Here is a 24,310-nt window from a genome sequence, read left to right as displayed (position 1 = left end):
TTATATGGTTTGAAAGGAGAGAGCATGACTATATTTTTTGCAAATCCGAACAAAGAGACTTCAGATCCTGCGGCCAGGGCGCTTCCACTTCCGTACGCTCCCCCGTTAACGGATGGCCGAAAATCAGCTTTTCCCCGTGCAGCGCCTGCCGGTTTATGCCGTCCTTCCTGCCGCCGTACAGCGTATCCCCCCAGATCGGATGGCCGAGATAGCTCATATGCACCCGGATTTGATGGGTCCGTCCGGTGTCCAGTGTCAGTCGGATGAGCGCCGCTTCCTTCCACTGCTCCGCCACCTCATAATGCGTCACGGCACGGTCGCCGCCGGGCGAAACCCGTCGCCTGGCGGCGTGATGGCGATCCTTTCCGATCGGAGCGTCTATCGTTCCCTTCGTCTGCCGGAGGCGCCCCTGTACAACAGCGCAGTAAGCCCGGCCGATCTGTTTCTCGCGCATCGCTTCATCCAAAATCAGCTGCGCCCACTCATGCTTCGCGAACAAAACAGGCCCGGTCGTGTCCTCATCAAGACGATGAATATGTCTTGGCCTGCCATTCTGCCCGGTGGTCTCCATGTAGCTTGCCACCGCTTCGGCCAAAGTGACGGCACTCTCCGAGGCGCGGCTTCCGTCCGCATGAAGCTTCATGCCCGCCGGCTTGTTCACGACCATGCAAAAATCGTCCTCGTACAGCACCTCCACCGGTGCCCAGCGGGCTGCCTGCCGCTCCGTTTCGTTCGGAAACAGCTTAATGCGCACGCGCGTTCCAGCTGCCGATACGCTGCCGGCCTGCTTGCAGCGAGCCCAGAATTTATCCGGCATCCGGATAAACGACTTGATTTCATCCTCGTTCTCAATCGGACGGGGCAGCTTCAACTCGAGCCATTCCCCTTTTTTTTGCCAGTTCAACTTCATGCTTTGCAATCCCCTCCGCGCCAAGCCGTTCGCTTTGCGCTTCTTATGATGATGCTATCTTAACAAATGGCAGGACCTCTCACAAAACAAGGTTTTCCAGCGGCGTCGCCAAATGCTGCCAGTCTATTAAAAAGCATACGAATATGATAGAATAGATGAGATTTGGTTAACGCCTATTCTTATTTTTTTGCATATTTTATATTAACAGGAGTGGACACACGTTGAGTAGTGGAATACAACTTTTGAAATCGACCCGTCGCCAAATTCGTCATTGGAGCTGGTTGAAAAGAACGCTGCTGATGATCGCTCTTATCGGTTTTCTCTCCTCCAGCTTCCTCTTCTTGACCGGACCGGGAACGCAGATGCGCATCTGGATGGCGCAGACGGTTATCATTACGCAGCACCGGGACTGGGCCTGGATTTTCGTCGGCGCCGAGCAGCGGGATGAGTTGATCCGCCAAATGCAGGAGTTCGTTGAAGATAATTCCAAGGAAAAGCAGCAATCCGGATTAATCAAAACGCCGCAGCGAAGAATCCGTTCGATGGATGAGCTGATCAAGGTTGAAGATATTTCGGGAACCCTCTGGAAAGGGAAACGGATGTACGTATACGATCCCAAATCGATCCGTCTCATGACCCCCGCCAAATCCGGTGAAGGAGAAAAAATCACCTCCATGGTGCAGCGGACCGGAGCTGTAGCCGGTGTCAATGCCGGCGGATTTAATGACCCCGAAGGTTTGGGGAACGGCTTCGCCGCACTGGGAGCCGTCATCTCGGGCGGAGACGTCATCTATACGGACCAGGACGGTACGGTTCCTCAGCATATCGTCGGATTTTTGAAGGACGGAACGCTTATCATCGGTAAATATACGATTAACGAGCTGCTCGATATGGGCATCTCGGAAGCAGCTTCCTTCTATCCGCGCGTTATCGCGAACGGCAAGCCGCTGGCGATTAACGACAACAGCCGCGCGCCGCGGACAGCCGTAGGGCAAAAAGCCGACGGAACCGTTATTTTCATCGTCATCGACGGCAGACAGACGCACAGTGTCGGGGCTACGTTGAAGGAAGTACAGGACTTGTTTATGGAAGACGGCGTCATCAACGCCGGGTTCTTGGACGGAGGCGCGTCCTCCGAAATGGTTGTCAACGGCGAGCTGATCACCAAGCCTTCAAGCCGGTACGGCGAAAGACGGCTGCCTTCGGCCTTCCTCGTCTACTCCAATCCTGAAGACGTCGTAGCTAATCGCGTCTGGGACGGTGTGGACAAAATCGACCCGGGCGGCTCCTATGACCATCCGGACTACTTGAAGGAACAAGCGGAGCTCAAGGCGAAACAAAAAAACAATCCGACGACGACAACGACACCGTCGAAAACGGAGACGGATAAATCCAAATCGACGGAGTCCGGAAGCAGCGGCTCCACCAAAGCGCCAGGCACCGGAACTTCCGGTTCGAGCGATAAGGATACGGGCAAAACGGGGTCGGGAAGCCACAGCTCCACGGAGACCGATACGGAAAAGCCGGCGACCTCCAACAGCACGAAAGACAACACGACGACGAAGCCGCCTGCCGGGACGACACAGCCGCCAAGCAGCAACGGCAATAACGGCAATAACGGCAGCGGCAGTACGGAAACGAACAAGCCGGCCCAAGGCGCCGGGACGACAACGAAACCGACGTCACCGACAGAACCGGCGGTGAACAACGGAAGTACGGGAGCGGGAACGACCAGTAATGGTAGTGGCAGTGGAAGCAACGGCAGCAGCGGCGGTAGTGGAACAACTACTGGCACAGGCACCAAAACTACGACCACTCCAACGACGACAACGGCTCCGACAACCCCGACGGCTCCGACGCCGCCTAGCACTTCCTCTACCAATTCCCCTGCTGCGGGGAAAACGAACTAAGCGATTCGGCTGCTTAGCCAGTTAAAATGAAGGCCTGCCTCCTCTACGGACGGCAGGCCTTTTTTTTGCTGGTCGAAAGCAAAAAGAACGCCTCGTTGATTCGAGGCCACTGAAAAATGAGCGGAGAGTGCGGAATCGTTCTGCAGAAGCGCAAGCGTTCGCCTTTGTCCCCGGGTTTCAACCGCTAAAAGCGGAAAAATCAAAGAAATTCGGGGACAACAGCGATCGGAAGAATGATTCGCATTCGAAGCGATAACTTTTTTCAGTGGTCTCATTGATTCGAGACATTCTTTTTTTGAAAACTATTTTATTTCATTTAGCCCAGCTGCTTTAATGCTTCATAATGGGCTGCAATCGTCTGCTCGATATCTTCATCGGAATGAGCGGCGGAAACGAACATGCCCTCAAACTGGGAAGGAGCGATACTGATACCCGCATCCAGCAAAGCGCCGAAGTAGCGGTTGAACCGCTGCAGATCGGAGGATTTGGCCGTTTCATAGTTGACCACCTGCTGATCGGTAAAGAACGGGCAGATCATAGAGCCGACCCGGTTGATCGTGCTTGCAACGCCCAGCTCCTCGGCGTTCCGTTTAAAGCCTTCCTCTAGCCGCGCGGATAACCGCTCGAGGTTCTCATAGACGCCCGGCTCGCCAAGCAAGCGAAGCGTCGTATAGCCTGCCGCCATCGCCAGCGGATTGCCGGAAAGCGTCCCCGCCTGGTAAATCGGGCCGCTCGGCGCGATCTGCTCCATGATGTCCTTCCTGCCGCCGTAAGCGCCCACCGGCAAACCGCCGCCGATAACCTTGCCCAGACAGGTCAAGTCCGGCTTGATACCGTACAATCCTTGAGCGCAATGCTTGCCTACGCGGAAGCCGGTCATCACTTCATCAAAAATCAGCACGCTGCCATACTGTGTTGTGATATCGCGCAGTCCCTGCAAAAAGCCGGGCTGCGGCAAAACGACACCCATGTTGCCGGCTACCGGCTCTACGATGACCGCGGCGATTTCTTCGCCGAACTTCTCAAAGGCCAGCCGGACCGAATCCAGGTCGTTGTACGGAACCGTAATCGTATTGACCGCTACGCTCTCCGGAACCCCCGGGCTGTCCGGCAGTCCCAGGGTGGCTACGCCGGAGCCTGCTTTTATGAGCAGAGAATCCGCATGCCCATGGTAACAGCCTTCGAACTTCACAATTTTGGAACGCTTCGTATAGCCTCTGGCTAACCGTAAAGCGCTCATTGTCGCTTCCGTACCGGAATTGACCATACGAACCATATCCATAGACGGGACGCGCTCGATGACCAGCTTGGCCATCAAAGTCTCCAGCTCTGTAGGAGCACCGAAGCTCGTGCCGAGCTCCGCTGTTGTTTTAATGGCTTCAATAACCTCCGGATGGGAATGCCCCATAATGAGCGGCCCCCATGAGCCGATATAATCAATGAATTCATTGCCGTCGATATCATAGACTCTCGAGCCGGCCCCGCGTTCTATGAACAAAGGAGTCAAACCTACGGATTTGAACGCCCGTACCGGACTGTTTACGCCGCCCGGAATTACCTCTTTCGCTTCTGCAAACGCCTTTGCCGACCGGGAATCTTCTCTTTTCTTTAAGCTCATCGTCGTTCCCCTTTCTTTACAATAACGTATGAATGCGGCCCCCTTGCGGAAGCCGCCATAATAGCTTGTATCGGTTATCGGTTAGTATTACCCGTTCGAATCTATTGCTCCTTCAGCTGGGCGTAAACGACATCGCTTAAGGTTTTCATATACAATGGATCGGTATTAAGAGATGGTGTGCGTTCAAGATGAATCCCCAGCTCCGCAGCCGTTTTTTGAGCCTCGATATCCAGATCGTACAGCACTTCCAGGTGATCGGATACGAAACCGATCGGACATACGAGCACATGCTTCACTTGCTCTTCCTTGCTCACCGTTCTCAGCATATCCAGAATATCCGGTCCGAGCCAAGGCACACCGGTCTCGCCCTGCGCTCTGCCAGCCGAACTGCCAGTTGGTCACGCCGGTTTGCTCGGCAATAGCTTTGGACGTGGCCAGCAGCTGATCCGGGTAAGGATCCTTCATCTCCAGAATCCGTTCGGGCAGGCTGTGGGCGGTGAACACGACCCGAATCTCATCCTTCGGCGTGTCACCGAACCGCTGGAGCGTTTCCGTTACCCGTTGAGATAAAGCGTCGATCAGTTCAGGATGCAAATGATAGCTCTTAACAAAATGAATCGGAAGTCCAAGCTCGGCTGCCTTCTCCTGAGCACGCTTGATGTAGCCGCCTACGCTCATGACAGAGTAATGGGGAGCCAGCACAACGCCTACCGCCTGCTGTATGCCGTCCTTCACCATCTGCTCGACGCCGTCCTCAATGAACGGGGCCGCATGCTTCAGGCCTTGGTAGCAGACGAACGACAGCTCGGGATGATCGGCATTCAGCCGTTCCTCTAGCGCTCTAACCTGCTTGTTCGTATTTTCACGCAGCGGGAAAAATCCCCCGACAATCGCTTCGTACCGGTCTGTCAAATCTTTCAGCTGCTCCGGCGTCGGCGGATGGCCGCGGCGGATATGGGTATAATAGGCTTCCACTTCGGTCCAGGCTCTCCGGAGTCCCGTAGGACATGACCAGAACGCCGATACGCTGCTTCGTCACTTAGACACCACTTCCTTGCTTCAGTTTGGCAATTGCTTCCGTAGAATAAGCGTGAATGAATTCCGTCAGCTCCCGCAGCTTATCGAGCGAGGCTTCCGGGAACAGCCCGTGCCCCAGGTTGAAAATATAGCCCGTCTGGCGGATTCCTTCGTCGATAATCGCCTTCGCCTGCTCTTGAATCACCGACATCGGAGCAGTCAAAATATACGGATCGAGGTTGCCCTGCACCGCAAAGCGAGAGCCGACTCTTTGACGGCCTTCGGCAATCGGCACACGCCAATCCAGCCCGATGACATCCGCCTCCAGCTGACGAAGCGTAGGCAGCAGCTCACCCGAGCTGACACCCGGGAAATAAATTTTAGGCTGCTCCAGATAATTTAACTCGGCAAAGATACGTGTGATCGTCGGAAGAACATAGGTTTGGAAGTCCTTCGGAGAAAGTGACCCTACCCAGCTGTCGAACAGCTGTACCGCCTTGGCCCCGGCTGCGATCTGCGCTTTCAAATAAGCGATCACCATGTCGCCCAGCTTGTCCATCAGTTGAAACCAGACCGCCGGCTCGCTGTACATCATTTCCTTCGTGCGGATATAGCTCTTCGAAGGCTTGCCCTCGATCAAATAGCTCGCTATCGTAAACGGCGCTCCTGCAAAGGTGATTAACGGCACTTCAAGCTCCGCATTCAAAATTTCAATTGTTTTTAAAATATGGGATAAATCCTGCTCCACCTGAATCGGCCGAAGCTTCTCCACGTCAGCGGCCGTACGCACCGGATTATGAATCACGGGGCCGATGTTCTTGACTATATCAAAATCGATGCCGATCGAAGCAACCGGATTCATAATATCCGAATACAAAATAGCGGCGTCGACGCCCAGCTTCTTCACAGGCATCAATGTCACTTCTGCCGCTAATTCCGGCTGTTCGCAAATTTCGAGCAGACTGTATTTTTCCTTGATTTTGCGGTAATCCGGATCATAACGTCCCGCCTGCCGCATGTACCATACGGGCAGAGTATGTACCTCCTGCTTCTTACAGGCTTTAATAAAACGATCGTTGTAGCTCATCCGATTTTCCTCATTTCCGTTTACTCCTAAGACCTACTACCATTATGCCCTATTTGCCAGCATGTAACAACTCATTCCCCTTTCAGATTCCGACAAAAGTATGACAAGAACCGCAGAAATAAAATGGAGAACGGCTGCCGTATCGGCAAATATGCAAAATTGAAGCGGCTTCGGATCAGGCTTTTTTAAAGTCCAGCCCGATGCCTGACTCCCGGCTCCATCAAAAAAGAGCGCGCCCGTTAGCCGGCCTCCCAGCAATTTTCCACAAGAAAACTACTGACGGAAGCCGTGCTCGGACGCACCCGTAAAGTCATTTTAAAAAAATTCAGCGAACACGAATGCCGCTTAGCGCTGCTCCTGAAGCGCCTTTGCTACATCCTTCGCGAAGTAGGTAATGATCAAATCGGCGCCGGCCCGCTTGAAGCTCAGCATCGTTTCCATCACGATGGCCTTCTCGTCGATCCAGCCCTGCATCGCTGCAGCTTTTACCATTGCATACTCGCCGCTAACATTGTAAGCGACCAGCGGCAAATCGAACTGGTCCTTCAACGTGCGAAGCACGTCCAAGTACGCCAGACCCGGTTTCACCATCAGGAAATCCGCGCCCTCGATGACATCGGCTTCGGCTTCGCGAAGAGCTTCACGCGCGTTGCCCGGGTCCATCTGATACGTTTTGCGGTCGCCGAACTGCGGAGCGGAATTCGCCGCATCGCGGAACGGACCGTAAAAGGCCGAAGCGTATTTGACCGAGTAGGACATGATCGGCACATTCTCATAGCCTGCATCGTCCAGACCTTGACGAATAGCTCCGACAAAGCCGTCCATCATGTTGGAAGGCGCAATAATATCCGCACCCGCCTCGGCTTGGGAAACGGCCGTCTTAACAAGAAGCTCCAGCGATGCGTCATTCAGTACGTCTGCGCGCTTCGTTTTCTCGTCCACATGCACGACGCCGCAGTGACCGTGATCCGTAAACTGGCACAGACACGTATCCGCCACGACGAGCAGCTCCGGATACAGCTCCTTCACAAGACGCGTCGCTTCCTGAACGATGCCGTTATGCTCATAGGCGGAGCTGCCTTGATGGTCCTTATGATCGGGAATTCCGAAGAGGATGATCGCCTCAATTCCCAGGCCGACCACTTCCTTCAGCTCTTCCTCCAGCAAATCCAGCGAGAAGCGGTATACGCCCGGCATCGATTTGATTTCTTCCTTCACTTGAGAGCCTGTTACCACATAAATAGGATAAATAAGGTCATGAACCGACACGGAAGTCTCTCTCACTAAATTTCGCAGCGCTTTGGAGCCGCGCAATCTTCTGTTACGTACGATAGGAAAACCCATGGGGTACCCCTCCTAGAAAAAGTTTTCCGCAGATACGAGCTGCGGTTCGCACCTGCATTCCATTTGGCATCATTACATTACCAGGCGGAATGCGGGGATTTAAGCTTGCATGCTGCGAACGAGCGACTCAACTGTCGCTTCCTCCGCCAAATAATCGACACGGAGCCCGTTCTCTTGTGCCGTTTGAGCCGTCATCGGCCCGATACAGGCAATCTGAACGCCCTCCAATAAAGCTAACGGCTGTTCGGCTCCAAGCTCCTTCAGTGCCATCAGCAAATTCGTTACGGTCGATGAGCTGGTGAACGTCACAATATGAATGGCCTTTTGCTCCAGTAGCTCGATGACTCCGGCTCCGCCGCTTGTATCCAGCACCGTTTCATAAACGTCCGTTTCCGTTACTTGAAGGCCCAGCTCGCGGAGCTTCGCGGGGATATAAGCTTTAGCGATATCCGCCGTCGGCAGCAGGATGCGCTGTCCCTTCTCCAGCTGGCCTTCTAAGGCAGACAACAGCTCGTCTCCCTGAAATTTGGCGGGCAGCGCCTCGACGAACAGCCCCCTGCTTTCCAGCGCAGCGGCGGTTTTGGGCTCGACTGCCGCAATCCGTGCGCGGAACAGCTGCCGAATATCAATGCCCTGCTGGCGCAGCCGGTCGAAGAAGTGGTCTACTCCGTTGACGCTCGTAAAAAGAATCCAGTCGTACGCGGCAATCTCCGCCAAGGCTTCAGCCAGCTTCTTCTGTGCCTCCGACTTGCTTGGCGGCTGAGTGCGGATGACGGGAAACTCCACGGCTTCGCCGCCCAGCTCCTCGATCTGATTGACCAGCTCGCTTGCCTGGCTGCGCGCCCGCGTCACAAGTATGCGCCGTCCAAACAGCGGCTTTTTCTCGAACCAGGCCAGCTTGTCGCGCAGCTTCACGACCTCGCCGACAATAATGACGGCAGGAGATTGAAAGCTGGCCGCTTTGACCTTCTCTACGATATCCGTCAGCGTTCCCGTCAAGGTAGCCTGCTCCATCCAGGTTCCCCACCGGATTAAGGCAACCGGCGTCGTCAGAGCCTTACCGCCCTCGATCAGCTTCTTGCATATAAACTCCAGGTTCGCGACCCCCATCAAAAAGATCAAGGTGCCCGATGCCTGGGATAAATTGTCCCAATTGACACTGCTGTAGGTTTTATTCTGGTATTCATGCCCCGTTACGATCGAAAAGGAAGAGGTGAAGTCCCGGTGCGTAACGGGAATTCCCGCATACGCCGGTACGGCAATCGCCGAGGTGATGCCCGGCACGATCTCAAATGCAATGCCGTTCTCCGCCAGCAGCTCGGCTTCCTCGCCTACCCGTCCGAATACGCTCGGATCGCCGCCCTTCAAGCGGGTCACCGTCTTGCCTTGAAGCGCCAGATCGACAAGCAGCTGATTGATTTCCCCCTGCTTCATCATGTGCTTGTCCGGCAGCTTGCCTACAAAAATTTTGTCCGCCCCCGGCTTCATGTGCTTCAGCAACCGCGGGCTGGCCAGCCGGTCGTATACAACGACGTCGGCTCGCTGTATGGCTTCCAAACCCCGGACTGTGATCAGCTTCGGATCCCCCGGACCTGCTCCTACCAGGTAAACGACACCCTTCGTCACTCGTCTCAACCCCTCACTGCAGCCAAAATATCATCGGCGCCCTGGGCGATTAACGCCTCCGCCAGCTTGCTGCCCAACACTTCCGGATCGGTTCCGGTCATCGTTTCTTTCAGCATCTGCTTCCCGTCCGGCGAGCCTACCATGCCGGTCAGGATGATTTCGGCTTTGCCGCCTTCTTCGCTAAGGGTTGCGTAAGCACCTATCGGCACTTGGCACCCTCCGTTCAGCCTGCCGAGAAAGCTCCGCTCGGCCGCAACGGCGACGGCGGTCTTTTTGTCGTTATAGTGTTCCAGCAGGCCAAGCACGAACCCGTCCGTGCTGCGGCACTCGATGCACAAGGCCCCTTGCCCGACGGCAGGGAGACTCTGCTCCGGCGACAGATACGCCGTGATGCGGTCCTGCCAGCCGATCCGGTGCAGCCCGGCTGCGGCCAGCAAAATCGCGTCGAAGCCTTCGGACGCAAGCTTCTTGAGCCGCGAATCGATATTTCCCCGGATCGATTCGATGTTCAAGTCGGGACGAAGGTGCTGCAGCTGAGAAGAGCGGCGCAAGCTGCTCGTGCCGACCTTCGCTCCATGAGGCAGGTCGTCCAGACCGCGCGCTTCCCGCGTAATCAGACAGTCGCGCGGGCCCTCCCGCAGAGGAATGGCGCCGATCATTAAGCCTTCCGGCAGCTCCCACGGCATGTCCTTCATACTGTGAACGGCCAAATCGATTTCCCCGTCCAGCAGCGCCTGTTCGATTTCCTTTACGAACAGCCCTTTGCCTCCGACTTTGGATAAGGTGACGTCAAGAATCCGGTCCCCTTTGGTTACGATCTTTTTGATTTCAAATTCACAATCGATTTCAAGCCTGCGGCACAGCTCGCGAAGCTGGTCCACGACCTGCCCCGTTTGCGTCAACGCCAGCGCGCTTTGTCTTGTCCCTACTACGATCTTGCGCATGCGCTCAACCCCTTGCTAATGGTATATGTATACACTTGTGACGACTTTCACTCACAGTTCCAGACTGCTCACCTGCTGCTTGATCCAAACGCCTGCGGACTCGGCTCCCGCCGCCGAAGGATCGGATGCGAGCCGCGCGAGCAGCTCACACTCCGCCTGGCGCTTGTCGAAAGCGCCGCCGCGAATCCAATCGAGCAGCGGCCAATCGAGCATCAGCCGGAACATTTCCTGCCTCTCTCCCGCCGCCGGCACCCGGAGCTGAACCCAGTCCCGCAGCTCCTGCAGCAGATCGAGGTAAATCTCGTATTCCCCGCCGAACGTCGTCTCCAGCTCCCGCTTTACTTTGCGGGCCACCGCCGGACTCGCGCCGCTCGTCGATACCGTCAAGAGCAGCCTGCCCCTGCGAACGACTGCAGGAACGATAAATCCGCTGCCGTCCGCATCATCGGCACTATTGACCAGCTTGCCCAAAGCCTGCGCATCCAAACGTACCGCCGCATTGACTTGCGGCTTGTCCGTTGCTGCAAATACGAGTACCGCCGCCGCCAGCTCAGGCAGACCGCTCCGGTACGGCTCCCGCAGCAGCGTAAGCCTGCCTTCCTGCTCCAGCTGTACCAGCCGCTCCGTGAACGCAGGACTGACCACCGTCACTCTCGCTTCCGCTTCCAGCAGTCCTTGCACTTTACGCTCCGCTACACGACCGCCGCCCACAACAAGACAAGGCTTGTCCTGCACATCCAGCATCAGCGGATAGTAGCGTTTATTGATCCCGCAAGCCTCGGCTCCAGGCTGTATTTCCGTCGGGTTTGTCGGGTTATGCACCGCGCAATCCCTCTCTTTCTCATTCCGCATTAGGTTATGACCAGAGTTATGACCATTGATGGAAAGAAGAATAAAAATTCGCGAATACAAAGTTCAGACCCATAATAAAAAACGCCGCCAAATTCCAGAGCGCGAGCTTATCGCCCGGGGTTTTCAAGATCACCCTCTGCACCAAATAAAAAATATAAGCCAGCAGCACGAACCAGGAATTGATGACCTTCGGATCGAAAAACAGCGTCATATTGCCTTCCAGCGCAATCCATACCAGCCCCAGCGAAATCCCCAGCAGCAGGAGCGGCGCGCCGATGACGACAGAGATAAACGAGTAGTAATCCGTCTTCTCGAGGCTCGGCAGACGCTGCATCAGCTTCGACCACTTTTTCTGCTTCAGCTGTCTGTGCAAAATCAAGTACATGCCCGAGAACACGGCTGCCACCACAAATGCGCTGTAGCTCGCTATCGACAGGCTGATATGAATAAACAGAACCTCATCGTTAATGTTCCAGGAAGCGAGCAGCGGCGAGACGTTAGGATTACTGAAAAAGTTTAACGCAAGCACGCTGAAGCCCAGCACATTGACGATAAATACAAACAGCTCTATACGAAAAAAACGGTTCACTACAAGCGAGACCGTTACTAGCAGCCAAGAAAGCATAAACAATGTTTCAAACATCGAGAACGCCATCGCTCTGTCATGCAGGGCAAGATTAAAGCCCAGATAAACAGTCTGCATTCCCCATACAAAAGAAAGCAACCCTGTCCCCATCCGTTTTGCACTTCGGTTCGGAACCGACAAAGTCCGAGAAGTAAAACAAGAGGCTCAGGGCGTAAATATAAATAATGGCATCATACAGCCAGCTTTTCGTGACCATGGCAACACTCCCGACTACATTTTGGCCAAGGCGTCTGCGGATTGAACCGCAAGGCTCGGAAGAAGCTCTTCTTCCTTCCAGCGATCGCCCGCCAGCTCCGCTTCATGCTGTTGAACCGCAAGCTCCTTGCGCTCCCGTTCGGCCAGCTGATCTTCAAGCGCAAATATTTTGGTGAAGTACTCCAGCGCCTGATCTCCATGGCGTTCTGCCGCCATTTCCTTGATCCTGACGACCGGATCTCTCAGCATCTGGTTGACAATGCTCTTGGTCAGCTTGCGAATGACCTTCAACTCACGCTCATCCAAATCAGGAAGCTTCTTCATCAGGCTGTCCATCGTTTCTTCATGAATCGAATTGGCCTTGGACTGCAGCGCTTGAATGAGCGGGCTCACGCCAAGCGTCTTCGTCCACTGTGCAAAAGCTTCCATCTCACAGGCAATCATCTCTTCGATGACGACAGCGGCTTGACGGCGTTCCTGCAAATGATTGTTGACAATGGATTGCAGGTTGTCGATATCATACAAAAACACGTTAGGCAGCTCGCCGATGCTCGGATCGAGATCCCGCGGAACGGCAATGTCGATCATGAACAATGGACGGGATCTGCGCTTCTTCAGTATACAGGCAACCTGATCCCGGTTCAGCACAAGATCCGCCGCTCCGGTGGAGCTGATGACGATATCCGCCTCGGCCAGATGCTCCAACAGCCTGTCCATCGAGCTCGCTACCCCCTGAAACTTGCCTGCCAGCTCCTGCGCGCGGCTCAGCGTACGGTTGACCACAATGACTTTATCCGCGCCGCTGGCGTACAGATGCTTCACGGTCAGCTCGCTCATTTTGCCTGCCCCGATAATCAATACCTTCTTATGCTCGTAGCTTCCGAAAATACGTTTGCCGAGCTCCACCGCCGCATAGCTTACCGATACGGGATTGTCCCCGATCCCGGTCTCCGTATGCGCGCGTTTCGCCAGCGTGACGGCCTGCTTGAACAAGGTATTGAAAATCACTCCGGTCGTCTTGCTCTGCTGAGCTAATAGAAAGGCATCGCGAACCTGCCCTAAAATTTGCGTTTCGCCTATAACCATGGAATCCAGTCCGCTTGTTACTTGGAACAAATGATGTATCGCTTTCTCGTTTTCATAAATGTACAAATGTTTAGAAAACTGCTCGCGCGGAACGCCGAACCATTTCTCAATAAATCCGCGCAAGTAATGACCGCACAAATGCTCTCGATCAACCACGACATACAATTCCGTACGGTTACAGGTGCCCACAATCACACATTCCATGATCCCGTTGGTCTCCTTGAGCTCTTGAAGCGCCTTCCCAAGGTCCCCTTCGGTAAATGTGAATTTCTCGCGAATCGATACCGGCGCTGTTCTGTAATTTAAGCCCGCTACTACGATATGCATGTGTGTCACCTGCCTCCCTCTATAAATCTTCACCCATTATAGCATAGTTTAACTGTAGACTCCGACAAATTTTTTGTATAAAGTGTGAAAAGGGTTGTTTATCAATTCGCCCCATTTCCCATATTTTCAGCTATTTTCCCCCAGTTTATACGAGGAACGGATATGGCATGACAGCAGACGCACCTGTTCCAAGCCCGAAAGCTCGAAACCTGTCGATCCGCCTCCTTCAATTACCGCGCCTTCGTGCCTTATTGAAGCAGTTTCTTCCGAAGCAGCTCCTGCATCGCTTTATCCGCCTCCAGCAGTCTGTCGTTTTGTGAGGAAACGATTTTATTGCTCGAAGACAGCAGCTGACCGTAAGCATCGTACATCTCTGCAAACAGCTCGCTGACCTGCACCAGTGTCTGGGATTCATCCGGCTTCAGCGGCCGGTTGCCGCCGATCTGCAGGCGGATCACGTACTGCATCAGCTGCGATAAGCCGTTCAGCGGCGTTAACCGGTCGTCGCCATAGGCCATGACCAGATGGTCATGGGTGAAGTTGGCCGTATACACGGCCTGACGCAGCTCGTTTAGAGAACCCGTGTCCTTCTTCCCTACATCCTGCATAAAGCTGCTCAGCAGCTCCATCTGGAACATGGATACCTGGTACAGCAATTTCCCCGCGTCCTCTTTCTCCGCATGACCTGCCGTCATCTCATAAATTTGAAATGCAGGCCAGCCGGCCAGAAACAGCAGCAAGCCATACAACAGCCATTTTCGTCTATAGCGCATCCTCGGTGCCTCCCCCGTCTTAAACGCAACCTGCGGACCGGTCATTATCCGGGTACAGCTGCATCCGGACTTGCCGGCTTGGTCGCCTCTTCCATTCATTGTATGGGGGAGGGCCATAAAATAACCCCACAAAGTGGAGCTTATGCTTCGAGGCGGACTCAGGTACTTCGCGGGGACCCCGAAAAGTTATAAATTCTGATAACAAATAACCACGGATCGCTCCGTGGTTACCATTTCTCGAGTCGCTCGAGGTTTATTATTTAGTTAATTGTACCAGCTTGAGCGCCGGTGTTTCGACGGTCAGCTCGCCCATACCGCGTACCAGCTTCTTCGCATGGGCCGTTTCGGGCTTCAGTACGGAAATCATGTAATCGATAGCCAATTGAGGATCTACCGTTTCGCCACAGGTGTAGCAATCCAACGCGGCAAAACCCTTCTCAGGATAAGTATGAATGGAGAGATGGCTTTCCGACAATAATACTAGCACTGTTGCACCTTGTGGCTCGAACTGTTTGGATTGAACGGACATCACGCTCGCTCCGCATGCCTCCGCAGCTTCTACCATTTGCGCTTGTAACCATTCTGCATTGTTGAGAAGGTCAAAATCCACTCCCCAAGTATCTACAGCAACGTGTCTTCCGAAAGTTGAATATTCCATCTTTCGGCTCCCCTTCCTAGGAATAAAATGTTTGAAAAATTTCATCCGCTACGGACCTACGTCATTCACTTCCCGAGGGAATAATCTCTCGCAACATTCAATGTCCTGAGTGAATCCTGGTTCCTATTTTGTTTTCAACGAAAATAAAAATAACATCTATTGGGTAGAAATGCAACACTTTTTTTTGGCAAATGCCTAAATGTTGGTTTCTTATCACACATTGACTAACATATGTCCTATCCTTGTCCCGTGTGTGGGGCGAAAACGGCGCCAATCAAAAAAAACTCCCCCGGCTCCTATGAAGAAGACCGGAAGAGTTTTCACCCCTGCGCGGAATGTATATTAAGCTTCGAGTACGAACAAACGATGGGTCAATTGACCGAGACGACCGTCAATTTGCTCGCGTACTGCCACGTCTTGTATGTCATTTCTTAAATCAAGCATATGGTTGATTTGGTTTTTGATCAGTCCGATTTCCTGTTCAATCTCATCCTTGCGGAATAACCGTTCCAGCATGCCGACCGTGTCCTTGTATTCGTAGATCAGCCGGTCTTCGCCGCCTTTACGTTCCACAATTTTGGAGACTGCGCCGCGTTCATACTCATAAATCATCACATAAGTTTCATAAATTCGGTGAACCGTCGCATTGCCTTTAAAAGCGGCAACCGCCTTACGCATCAGGTTAACCAGGTTTTTGTTCGTAATGCGGCAAGAGCCTTGGCAAACATACGTGTTGAACTTGCGTTCAAACGATAACACAATCTCTTGACCTGCATCGTCGAGCAGTACCACCTCTTGATTTCCGTTTTCAAGCACTTTGACTTGCAAAGAAGCTTGATGATCGACAAACATCTGAATAAACATGGCCATCTCGGCTTCCGTTAACTGTAGGCAGGTTTTGACGTATTCGGTCGCTAACCTATTTGCCATAAAAATCCCTCGATTCTTTGTTTTCGAACGCTGAAGCCTTACTGCTATTCTCTTGTTCTCTATACATTATACTACATAAATATTTAATAATCCTGCACGCCAACCATGGAATTCCGTTGAATTTCTGAAAAATCTGCTTTTTCCTCGGAAGAAACATAGGTTTCATATAAATCCCTTTAATTCCCTCGTAAAGTTCCCCTTATCCTTTTCTCCTCTTTACTTACCCTTGTCCTCATTTTCCTGAAACAACAAAAAGCCGTCCAAGAAAGGAAACTCTCTTGAACGGCTGAACTTTAACAGACCCATGCGCACGAATCCGAGCGCGTTGGCCGGCAGCGCATGACGGCCGTCGAACCTTGGCGGTCGGCGGCAGCCGCCTTGCCCCGTTGGATCAGGAAGGCTGGTCGGCAGCGGAGGCGTCGAGGAACGCATCCTCCTCCTGGCCTTGCTGCGGCTGACCGTAGCCTATTTTCTCCTCGATGATTTGCCAAAGCTCGTCCTTCCCGAGCCCCAGCTCGGAGGAAAAAAGGACGAACGGATCGGATTTATCGAACTGCAGCGTTTCCTTCACGATTTTAACGTGCTTCTGCCACTGCCCTTTCGAAATCTTATCCGCTTTGGTCGTAACGACACAGACGGGCACCCCGTTGTGTTTCAGCCAGTCGTACATGGCCTGGTCATCCTTCGAAGGCGGATGCCTAAGATCGATGACCAGCAGCACCAGCTTCAGAAACTCACGGTGAAGCAAATATTCTTCGATGAACTTGCCCCAGATTTCCCGCTTCGATTTGGACACCTGTGCATACCCGTATCCCGGCAAATCGACGAAAAATAAGTCCGAATTGATTTTATAATAATTCAGCTGCTGTGTTTTTCCCGGCTTGGAGCTTGTCCTGGCCAGATTTTTGCGCTGGATCATCCGATTGATCAGTGAGGACTTCCCGACATTCGAACGCCCTGCCAGAGCAATTTCCGGCAAGGCGTCGGGAGGATACTGACTCGGACCAACTGCGCTGATAATAAATTCAGCCTGATTGACCTTCATGTCGTTCACTCATTTCTATCTTATCATTCGCAGTTCATAGCTCATTAACGTTAGCGTTACACGCCTACGGGCTTGACTAAAGCATGCTCCAGCACTTCATCCATGTGGGCCACAGGAATAAATGTCAGATCGCTGCGCACGCTCTCGGGAATTTCCTCGATATCCTTCACATTATCGCGGGGGATAATGATCCGGCGGATGCCGGCGCGGTGCGCGGCAAGGCTCTTCTCCTTCAACCCGCCGATCGGCAGCACTCTGCCGCGGAGCGTAATCTCACCGGTCATCGCCACTTCCTTGGAGACCGGAATATTCGTCAGCGCCGAGATCAGCGCCGTTCCCATCGTAATCCCCGCGGATGGCCCATCCTTCGGAATGGCCCCCTCCGGAATATGGATGTGGATGTCCACCTTCTCATGGAAATCCGGGGGAATTCTCAGCTGCTCCACACGGGAACGCGTGTAGCTGAAGGCGGCCTGCGCCGATTCCTTCATGACGTCGCCCAGCTTGCCTGTGAGCGTCAGCTTGCCGTTGCCCGGCATCACCGTCACCTCGATAACCAGCGTGTCGCCGCCGACCTCGGTTCAGGCAAGACCGGTCACCGCCCCGATCTGGTCGAATTCCTCGGCAACGCCGAAGCGGAATTTCGGCGAGACCGAGATAATCCTTCACGCTGTCATACCGTACCTGCACGGCATTCGTGAGACCCGATACGAGCTGCTTCGCCGCTTTACGGCAAACCGAAGAAATCTGCTGCTCCAGATTACGAACGCCGGCTTCCCGCGTATATTCCCTTACAATGCGCATCAGCGCAGCATCGTCTACATTCAGCTGGCCTTCCTGCAGGCCGTGATCCTTCTCCTGCTTCGGCAGCAAATAATTGCGACCGATATGCAGCTTCTCGATCTCGGTATAGCCCGGAATGTACAGAACCTCCATACGGTTCAGCAGCGGCCGCGGGATGTTGTGCACCGCATTGGCCGTCGTCACGAACATAACGTTCGATAGATCGAACGGCACTTCGATATAATGATCGCTGAACGTGCTGTTCTGCTCCGGATCCAGCACCTCGAGCAGTGCGGACGCCGGATCGCCGCGGAAATCCATCGCCATTTTATCGATCTCATCAAGCAAGAAGACCGGATTGGCTGTGCCGGCATTTTTCATTCCCTGAATAATCCGCCCGGGCATCGCTCCCACATATGTGCGGCGGTGTCCGCGGATTTCCGCCTCATCCCTTACGCCGCCCAGCGAAATGCGGATGAACTCGCGGCCAAGCGAGCGGGCGATCGAACGGGCGATCGAGGTCTTACCGACCCCGGGAGGCCCGACAAGGCAGAGGATAGGCCCTTTCAGCTTCTTCACCAGCTGCTGCACGGCCAAATATTCCAGCACCCGCTCCTTCGGCTTCTCCAAGCCGTAATGATCCTGATTCAGAATCTCTTCGGCGCGGTTAATATCCAGATCATCTTCTGTGAAATGAGACCATGGCAGACCCAGCAGCCAATCGATATAATTGCGGATGACGCCGCCTTCGGCGGAAGTCGCCGGCATTTTCTCCAGACGGTCAATTTCCTTCTCGATGCGTTCCTTGACCTTCTCCGGTACTTGAGCCTCGGCCAGCTGAGAGCGCAGCTCCTCTACCTCTCCCGCACGGCCTTCCTTGTCACCCAGCTCCTTCTGAATGGCTTTCATCTGCTCCCGAAGGTAATATTCCTTCTGGGTCTTCTCCATCTGCTTCTTCACGCGCTGGCTGATTTTGCGCTCAAGCTCCAATACTTCGCGCTCGTTGTTCAATATCGCCAGCAGCTTTTCCAGCCGTTCCTTCACATCGATGGTTTCCAGAATTTCCTGCTTATCCTTGATTTTCAACGATAAATGACTGCAGATCACATCGGCCAGCCGGCCCGGCTCATCGATATCCGAAACGGCGGCTAACGTTTCCGGCGTTACTTTCTTGGACAGATTAATATAATTTTCAAACTGAGTTAATACCGTCCGCATTAACGCATCCACTTCGGAATCGGTCGACTCCTGCTCAGGCAGCTCTTTAATTTGAACCTCGTAATACTCATCATTGGAAATAAATTCAATAATTTCAGCCCGCACTACGCCCTCGACAAGCACACGAATCGTACCGTTAGGCAGCTTCAGCATCTGCCTTACTTTGGCGATCGTTCCGATGCGGTATATATCTTCAGTTGTCGGCTCTTCAATGTTCACCTCGGATTGAGAGCAAAGGAGGATCATACTGTCATCCACCATCGACTTTTCCAGCGCCTTCACCGACTTTTCCCTGCCCACATCCAGATGAAGCACCATGCTCGGGTATACAAGCAGTCCGCGCAAAGGAAGCAAGGGCAAGCGCCGCACCTTATTTTTACTCGGTCCCATCCTAGAGCACCTCCCAAGACTTTGCTTAAGCAAAGTTGACTTCGTTGCAACCAATCATCAAGCGTGCTCCTTTTAGCATGACCTTAAAAGCAAGCACTCAAACGAAACCAATAGCTGTAGGAATCATTTTATCAAAATTAAATTCAAAACACCAATCGCCATGGAAAAAATAGGCGGTAAGCCTCTTTTCACAGAAAAAAAAGAGACGCCGGCGGGTTGAATAGTTATTCCAACCCGTCAGCGTGCAATATCGTAACCGAAGCGGAAGGAAGCAAGTCCGGCTGAACTCCGGCGCTTTCCGTCATGATGGAAGCTTCAAGGTTCAAAGCATGGAACAGCACTTCCTCAACCGAATCCACCGGAACCACCTCGAGCCCCTCAAGTCCGGCAAAAATCTCCTGCCAGTTTTCCTTCGGTATCAAAACCTTGGTCGCTCCGGCCTGAAAAGCGGCCTCCACCTTGGCGACGACGCCGCCGACCGGCTTGACCTTACCGTGAATCCCAACCTCGCCTGTCATCGCCAGATGGTTATCGACCGGTATTTTCTTCATCGCGGAAGCGATCGCCGTAGCCATCGAGACGCCGGCAGAAGGACCGTCGATCGGCGTGCCTCCCGGGAAGTTAATATGAAGGTCAAAGTCATATGGGTTCATGCCGAGCCTGCGGAGAACGGTCAGCACGTTTTCTACCGAGCCGCGGGCCATGCTTTTTCTACGGATCGTTCTCGAGCCGCCGCCCATCTCTTCCTCATCGACAACGCCGGTTATCGTAAACCGGCCTGTGCCCGGCTGGATCACCGGAATGGCGGTAACCTCAATTTCAAGCAGCGTCCCCAAATTCGGCCCGTATACGGCCAAACCATTGACGAAACCGACTTCCGGCTTGGAGCCGATTTTTCTCTCCGGTCTTGGCGGGATCTGGGAGCTGTTAACGACCCACTCCACATCGGAGACCGACATTTCTTTTCGTCCGTCCGTTAATGCCATCCCTGCGGCCAGCTGAACGATATTGACCGCCTCCCTGCCGTTGGTCGCATGCTTCTTGACAACCTCGACGGCTGCGGGATTATCGGGAAAACCGATTTTTTTCAAAGCATTTTCAGCAATCTGTCCGATTTCATCCGGCAGCAGCGGGCGGAAATAAATTTCCATACATCTGGAGCGGATAGCCGGAGGAAGCTCCTGCGGGTTCCTCGTCGTTGCTCCGACCAGACGAAAATCGGCGGGCAGGCCGTTTTGGAAAATATCATGAATATAGCCCGGAATGTTCGTATCCTCTGAATTGTAATAGGCGCTTTCCAGATATACCTTGCGGTCCTCAAGTACCTTTAATAATTTATTCATTTGGTGCGGATGTAATTCACCGATTTCATCAATAAACAGAATGCCGCCGTGCGCTTTCGTCACCGCTCCTGCTTTGGGCTGGGGAATGCCGGCTACCCCCATCGCTCCGGCCCCTTGGTAGATAGGGTCATGCACCGAGCCGATCAAAGGATCGGCGATTCCGCGTTCATCGAAGCGTGCCGTCGTTGCATCGACCTCCGTAAATTTCGCATCATTGCGAAAAGGAGATTCCGGATTCTTTTTCGCTTCCTCCAAAACGACTCTGGCGGCTGCCGTCTTCCCGACGCCCGGAGGTCCGTAAATAATAATATGCTGCGGATTGGCACCGCATAACGCCGCTTTTAAGGCGCGCAGCCCTTCCTTTTGACCTACGATATCGTTCATGGCGCTAGGTCGCGTCTTCTCCGCCAGCGGTTTATTTAATGAAATCGAGCGGAGCTTCCTCAGCTTCTCGAGCTCTTTCTTCGACTCTTTGTCTACCGCCGTCCGGTTCGTTTGTTGATTACGCAATAAATTCCAAAAATAGAGCCCGATCACAACGGCAAAAAATAATTGAATGACCATCAGAATGACACTAATGTTCATCATGGACAACCTCCTCCATCTTTACGCTTTCCCTGCTCTCAAATCAAGACCAGCTTTTACTGGTAGTATTCCCCTGAACTGGATTCATTAATCGCTTTGTGAGAAAGTTTTCTGGGATGCATGAGAATTGTGCCTCTGAGAACTCTATAGAGGTCGATCTCTGTATTTCATGTTCGGACAGGAGTGAGCTTATGCATAAACGGATCGCAACGATCCTGCTTCTCGTTACTGCCATTTCGCTTCCCATGCTCTCCATTCGTACCGTCGATGCAAAGGGATCGGCCCCTCCTCTTTCATCACAGAAAAATCCGATACTTACCGATGTGGATGTGCTGATTGATGTAGGCCATGGCGGCATCGACAGCGGCACGCTTCACGGTGAGCTGTATGAAAAGGATATTAACCTGGAAATGGCCAAGCTGACCTACAGCGTCCTGCGCGACAAGGGCTACCGGGTACTGATGAACCGGGTGGAGGATTATGCATTAAGCGGGGAAAACCGCTGGTTCCGTACACGCTCCAGACATTTGAAGGACTTGTCCCAGCGCAGTCATTTGGCTAATGAAATTCGCCCGAAGGCCGTTATCAGCCTGCATGTCAATTGGGCCGCACGCAGCGGAAGACGCGGTCCTGTCGTTCTGCATCAAAAATCGAATGAAAGCAAAAGGCTGGCCACCGCCATGCAGGGTTCGCTTAACCGATTATACGGAACGACGGAGGAACCCGTTTACGGCAAAACCTTTTATTTGTTAAAAAATATTCAGGTGCCTGCCGTCATCGTTGAAATGGGTTTTATCTCAAACCCGTCGGACCGGGAGCAGATGACCAAGCCGCAGAAGCAAAAACAGCTTGCGGATTCGATCGCTCAAGGGGTCATCACCTTTCTGACGGAAAAGCCGGCCCCTAAGGAGCCAGCTTGGAAATGGTTACGAATTGGCCTTTCTTCTGTAAAGTAGGAACGGACTGCTTCAATACGGCTGCGGTATGTTTTCCGGGCGGACCGACATGCCCGATGACTACCGTAGCCTCGTTGGCGTCCACCTGCTTTTGGAGCTTCAAGGCTTGTTTAACAATGTGCTCACGGGTGTAGATATCATCCATGAACAAATTATTTTCCAGCGTCCTTACGCCCAATTCCTGGGCCATCGCTTTGACCACACTTTTATGGGACGTTTTGCTGTCGAGATAAATCAGGTTTTTCTCCTTGCACACTTCAAGCACAATGCGCATCACCCGCTTGTCCGCCGTCACCTTCGAGCCCATATGATTGTTCATGCCGATGGCAAAAGGAACCTCTTCGATTGCAGCCAATACCCGCTTGCGAATCTCGTCATCCGACAAATCGGTCGTAATTGCACCGGGCCCGAGCCAGCTCTTCTTGCCCTTCACCGGCTCCATCGGCATGTGGATCAATACGTCATGTCCCAGCTTGTGCGCCCATTCGGCGTCCCGCTTGGTCGTGGGCAGAAACGGCATCACGGCTACTGTAAAAGGCACAGGCAGCTCCATTATTTCTTTGGTGCCCATCATATCGTTGCCCAGATCGTCGATCACGACAGCTATTTTCTTCTGCGGCGGCTGTGAAGGCTCTTCCGCGGAGAGAGGCGAAACGCCGGCAAATACAAGCCCTGTCAGCAGCATCATCGCGGCGCCAAGGCGTGCCGCTTGCTTTCCGTAAACCATACCTACTCATCCTTCCTCATGCTAGTCTTGTTATGTTATTTGTACCTGAAGGTAAAAATATACATTTTGCATAAAATAACCCCACAAAGTGGGGCTTTTGCTTCGAAGCGGATTCAGGTACTTTGCGGGGACCCCGAAAATTTATAAATATGTTAAAAAAAGCAGCGCTCTCCCGATAAGAGAAAGCACTGCTTTGTTGTAATGAAAGAAGGTCAGGCATGCAGGGAATGCTTGTTTCTTCCCGGGATTTCACCTGTACGCTCGTAATGCTCTACGATAATATCAATCTCGCGCTTCAGCTCCGCCAGAAGCTCAGCTTCCGGTACTTTACGGATCATTTCTCCGTAACGGAACAGCATGCCCTCGCCCCGGGCTCCGGCAATCCCGATATCCGCTTCCCGCGCTTCGCCCGGGCCGTTTACCGCGCAGCCCAGTACGGATACTTTGATCGGCACTTTAATTTTGGCGATATAGTCTTCCACTTCGTTTGCGATGGAAAACAAATCGATGTCCAGCCGTCCGCACGTCGGGCAGGATACCAGCGTAGCCGCATTGGTAATAAGCCCAAAAGTTTTGAGCAGCTCGCGCGCTACTTTAATTTCCTCCACCGGATCTGCGCTGAGCGAAATGCGAAGCGTATTGCCGATGCCCATATTGAGCAGGGCGCCGATACCCGCTGCGCTCTTCACGGAGCCTGTAAACAGCGTTCCAGCCTCGGTGATGCCTAGATGAAGCGGGTAACGGAATGCCTCCGCCGCTTTGCTGTAGGCTGCTATAGCCATCGGCACGTCGGATGCTTTCAGCGAAACGATGATGTCGTGGAAATCAAGCTCCTCCAGTATTCGGATATGATACAAGGCGCTTTCGACCATTGCTTCCGGCGTCGGATAGCCGTATTTTTCAAGCAAATGGTTCTCCAAAGAGCCTGCGTTGACTCCGATCCGGATAGGAATGCCGCGTTCCTTGCACGCTTTAACAACGGCCTCGACTCTTTCTCTGCGGCCGATGTTACCTGGATTGATCCGAACCTTGTCGATCCCGTTCTCGATGGCCATCAGCGCAAGGCGGTGGTCAAAGTGAATATCTGACACGAGCGGGATATGAATTTGTTTCTTAATTTCTTTGATCGCCTCAGCCGCTTCCTTGTTGTTGACGGTCACCCGAACGAGCTGGCAGCCCGCTTCTTCGAGACGGTGGATCTCAGCTACGGTCGCCTTGACATCCGCAGTTTTGGTGGTGCACATGCTCTGCATAATGACTTCGTTGCTGCCGCCGATCGTCAAATCCCCTACTCTGACAGGGATCGTCTGCGATCTGTGAAACATAATTTAATCTCCCCC

18 protein-coding genes and 2 pseudogenes are annotated in these 24,310 nt (G+C 53.2%); 2 read left to right on the top strand and 18 right to left on the bottom strand.

What is annotated here, in order from left to right; genetic code table 11:
• Positions 1–28 precede the first annotated feature (28 nt).
• A complete protein-coding gene (locus ACHHV8_RS06025) occupies positions 29–910 on the bottom strand; it encodes an RluA family pseudouridine synthase (RefSeq protein ID WP_395157471.1) in 882 nt (293 codons plus the stop codon).
• A gap of 221 nt (positions 911–1,131) precedes the next feature.
• On the opposite strand from ACHHV8_RS06025, the gene ACHHV8_RS06020 reads away from it, so the two are divergent.
• Positions 1,132–2,820, top strand: a complete 1,689-nt coding sequence (locus tag ACHHV8_RS06020; RefSeq protein ID WP_395157470.1) for a phosphodiester glycosidase family protein — start codon at positions 1,132–1,134, stop codon at positions 2,818–2,820.
• A gap of 316 nt (positions 2,821–3,136) precedes the next feature.
• Here ACHHV8_RS06020 and hemL read toward each other — a convergent pair whose 3' ends face one another.
• The 15 genes and pseudogenes from hemL to lonB all read right to left on the bottom strand — a co-directional run bounded on the left by hemL (position 3,137) and on the right by lonB (position 21,287).
• Positions 3,137–4,438, bottom strand: coding sequence for a glutamate-1-semialdehyde 2,1-aminomutase (hemL, locus tag ACHHV8_RS06015; protein ID WP_395157469.1), 1,302 nt, complete (start codon positions 4,436–4,438; stop codon positions 3,137–3,139).
• Positions 4,439–4,539: 101 nt separating this feature from the next.
• Positions 4,540–5,447, bottom strand: a pseudogene (hemH, locus tag ACHHV8_RS06010) (ferrochelatase).
• Between the two features lie 30 nt (positions 5,448–5,477).
• The gene (gene hemE, locus ACHHV8_RS06005; RefSeq protein ID WP_395157468.1) at positions 5,478–6,542 is read right to left on the bottom strand and encodes a uroporphyrinogen decarboxylase; all 1,065 of its coding nucleotides are present in this window, start codon (positions 6,540–6,542) and stop codon (positions 5,478–5,480) included.
• Between the two features lie 345 nt (positions 6,543–6,887).
• The gene (gene hemB, locus ACHHV8_RS06000; RefSeq protein WP_395157467.1) at positions 6,888–7,886 is read right to left on the bottom strand and encodes a porphobilinogen synthase; all 999 of its coding nucleotides are present in this window, start codon (positions 7,884–7,886) and stop codon (positions 6,888–6,890) included.
• 99 nt (positions 7,887–7,985) lie between these two features.
• Complete coding sequence (cobA, locus tag ACHHV8_RS05995; protein WP_395157466.1) at positions 7,986–9,512, bottom strand: uroporphyrinogen-III C-methyltransferase; 1,527 nt, start codon at positions 9,510–9,512, stop codon at positions 7,986–7,988.
• Between the two features lie 5 nt (positions 9,513–9,517).
• Positions 9,518–10,456, bottom strand: a complete 939-nt coding sequence (gene hemC / locus ACHHV8_RS05990; protein ID WP_395157465.1) for a hydroxymethylbilane synthase — start codon at positions 10,454–10,456, stop codon at positions 9,518–9,520.
• Between the two features lie 51 nt (positions 10,457–10,507).
• Positions 10,508–11,278: a precorrin-2 dehydrogenase/sirohydrochlorin ferrochelatase family protein gene (locus ACHHV8_RS05985; protein WP_395157464.1), complete on the bottom strand. Its 771-nt coding sequence runs from the start codon at positions 11,276–11,278 to the stop codon at positions 10,508–10,510.
• 46 nt (positions 11,279–11,324) lie between these two features.
• A complete protein-coding gene (gene ccsA / locus ACHHV8_RS05980; protein WP_395157463.1) occupies positions 11,325–12,044 on the bottom strand; it encodes a cytochrome c biogenesis protein CcsA in 720 nt (239 codons plus the stop codon).
• Positions 12,045–12,164: 120 nt separating this feature from the next.
• On the bottom strand, positions 12,165–13,562 hold the full coding sequence (hemA, locus tag ACHHV8_RS05975) for a glutamyl-tRNA reductase (protein ID WP_395157462.1): 1,398 nt from the start codon (positions 13,560–13,562) through the stop codon (positions 12,165–12,167).
• 248 nt (positions 13,563–13,810) lie between these two features.
• Positions 13,811–14,335 (bottom strand): S-adenosylmethionine decarboxylase, encoded by a 525-nt coding sequence (locus ACHHV8_RS05970; protein WP_395157461.1) that lies wholly within the window; start codon positions 14,333–14,335, stop codon positions 13,811–13,813.
• Between the two features lie 256 nt (positions 14,336–14,591).
• On the bottom strand, positions 14,592–14,993 hold the full coding sequence (gene speD, locus ACHHV8_RS05965) for an adenosylmethionine decarboxylase (RefSeq protein WP_395157460.1): 402 nt from the start codon (positions 14,991–14,993) through the stop codon (positions 14,592–14,594).
• 342 nt (positions 14,994–15,335) lie between these two features.
• Complete coding sequence (locus tag ACHHV8_RS05960; protein ID WP_395157459.1) at positions 15,336–15,923, bottom strand: non-ribosomal peptide synthetase module; 588 nt, start codon at positions 15,921–15,923, stop codon at positions 15,336–15,338.
• 391 nt (positions 15,924–16,314) lie between these two features.
• Positions 16,315–16,968 (bottom strand): ribosome biogenesis GTP-binding protein YihA/YsxC, encoded by a 654-nt coding sequence (gene yihA, locus ACHHV8_RS05955; protein ID WP_395157458.1) that lies wholly within the window; start codon positions 16,966–16,968, stop codon positions 16,315–16,317.
• Between the two features lie 56 nt (positions 16,969–17,024).
• A pseudogene (gene lon / locus ACHHV8_RS05950) lies at positions 17,025–19,359 on the bottom strand (endopeptidase La).
• 224 nt (positions 19,360–19,583) lie between these two features.
• Entirely contained in the window at positions 19,584–21,287 is a 1,704-nt protein-coding gene (gene lonB, locus ACHHV8_RS05945) for an ATP-dependent protease LonB (protein ID WP_395163434.1), read from the bottom strand.
• A 191-nt stretch (positions 21,288–21,478) separates the two neighbouring features.
• Here lonB and ACHHV8_RS05940 point away from each other — a divergent pair, with 191 nt between their 5' ends.
• Positions 21,479–22,243 carry an N-acetylmuramoyl-L-alanine amidase family protein gene (locus ACHHV8_RS05940; protein WP_395157457.1) on the top strand — a complete coding sequence of 255 codons (765 nt, stop codon included), beginning with the start codon at positions 21,479–21,481 and terminating at the stop codon, positions 22,241–22,243.
• On the opposite strand, the gene ACHHV8_RS05935 is transcribed toward ACHHV8_RS05940, so the two are convergent.
• Positions 22,191–22,970, bottom strand: coding sequence for a divergent polysaccharide deacetylase family protein (locus ACHHV8_RS05935; protein ID WP_395157456.1), 780 nt, complete (start codon positions 22,968–22,970; stop codon positions 22,191–22,193). The genes ACHHV8_RS05940 and ACHHV8_RS05935 overlap by 53 nt on opposite strands.
• Positions 22,971–23,182: 212 nt before the next feature.
• Positions 23,183–24,295 carry a flavodoxin-dependent (E)-4-hydroxy-3-methylbut-2-enyl-diphosphate synthase gene (gene ispG, locus ACHHV8_RS05930; RefSeq protein WP_395157455.1) on the bottom strand — a complete coding sequence of 371 codons (1,113 nt, stop codon included), beginning with the start codon at positions 24,293–24,295 and terminating at the stop codon, positions 23,183–23,185.
• Positions 24,296–24,310: the final 15 nt, after the last annotated feature.

This window comes from Paenibacillus sp. TAB_01 (genome assembly GCF_043945595.1).
Taxonomy (GTDB): Bacteria; Bacillota; Bacilli; order Paenibacillales; family NBRC-103111; genus Paenibacillus_S.
Note: the sequence above shows the minus strand (reverse complement) of the source record. Positions and strands in the feature narration are given on the sequence as shown.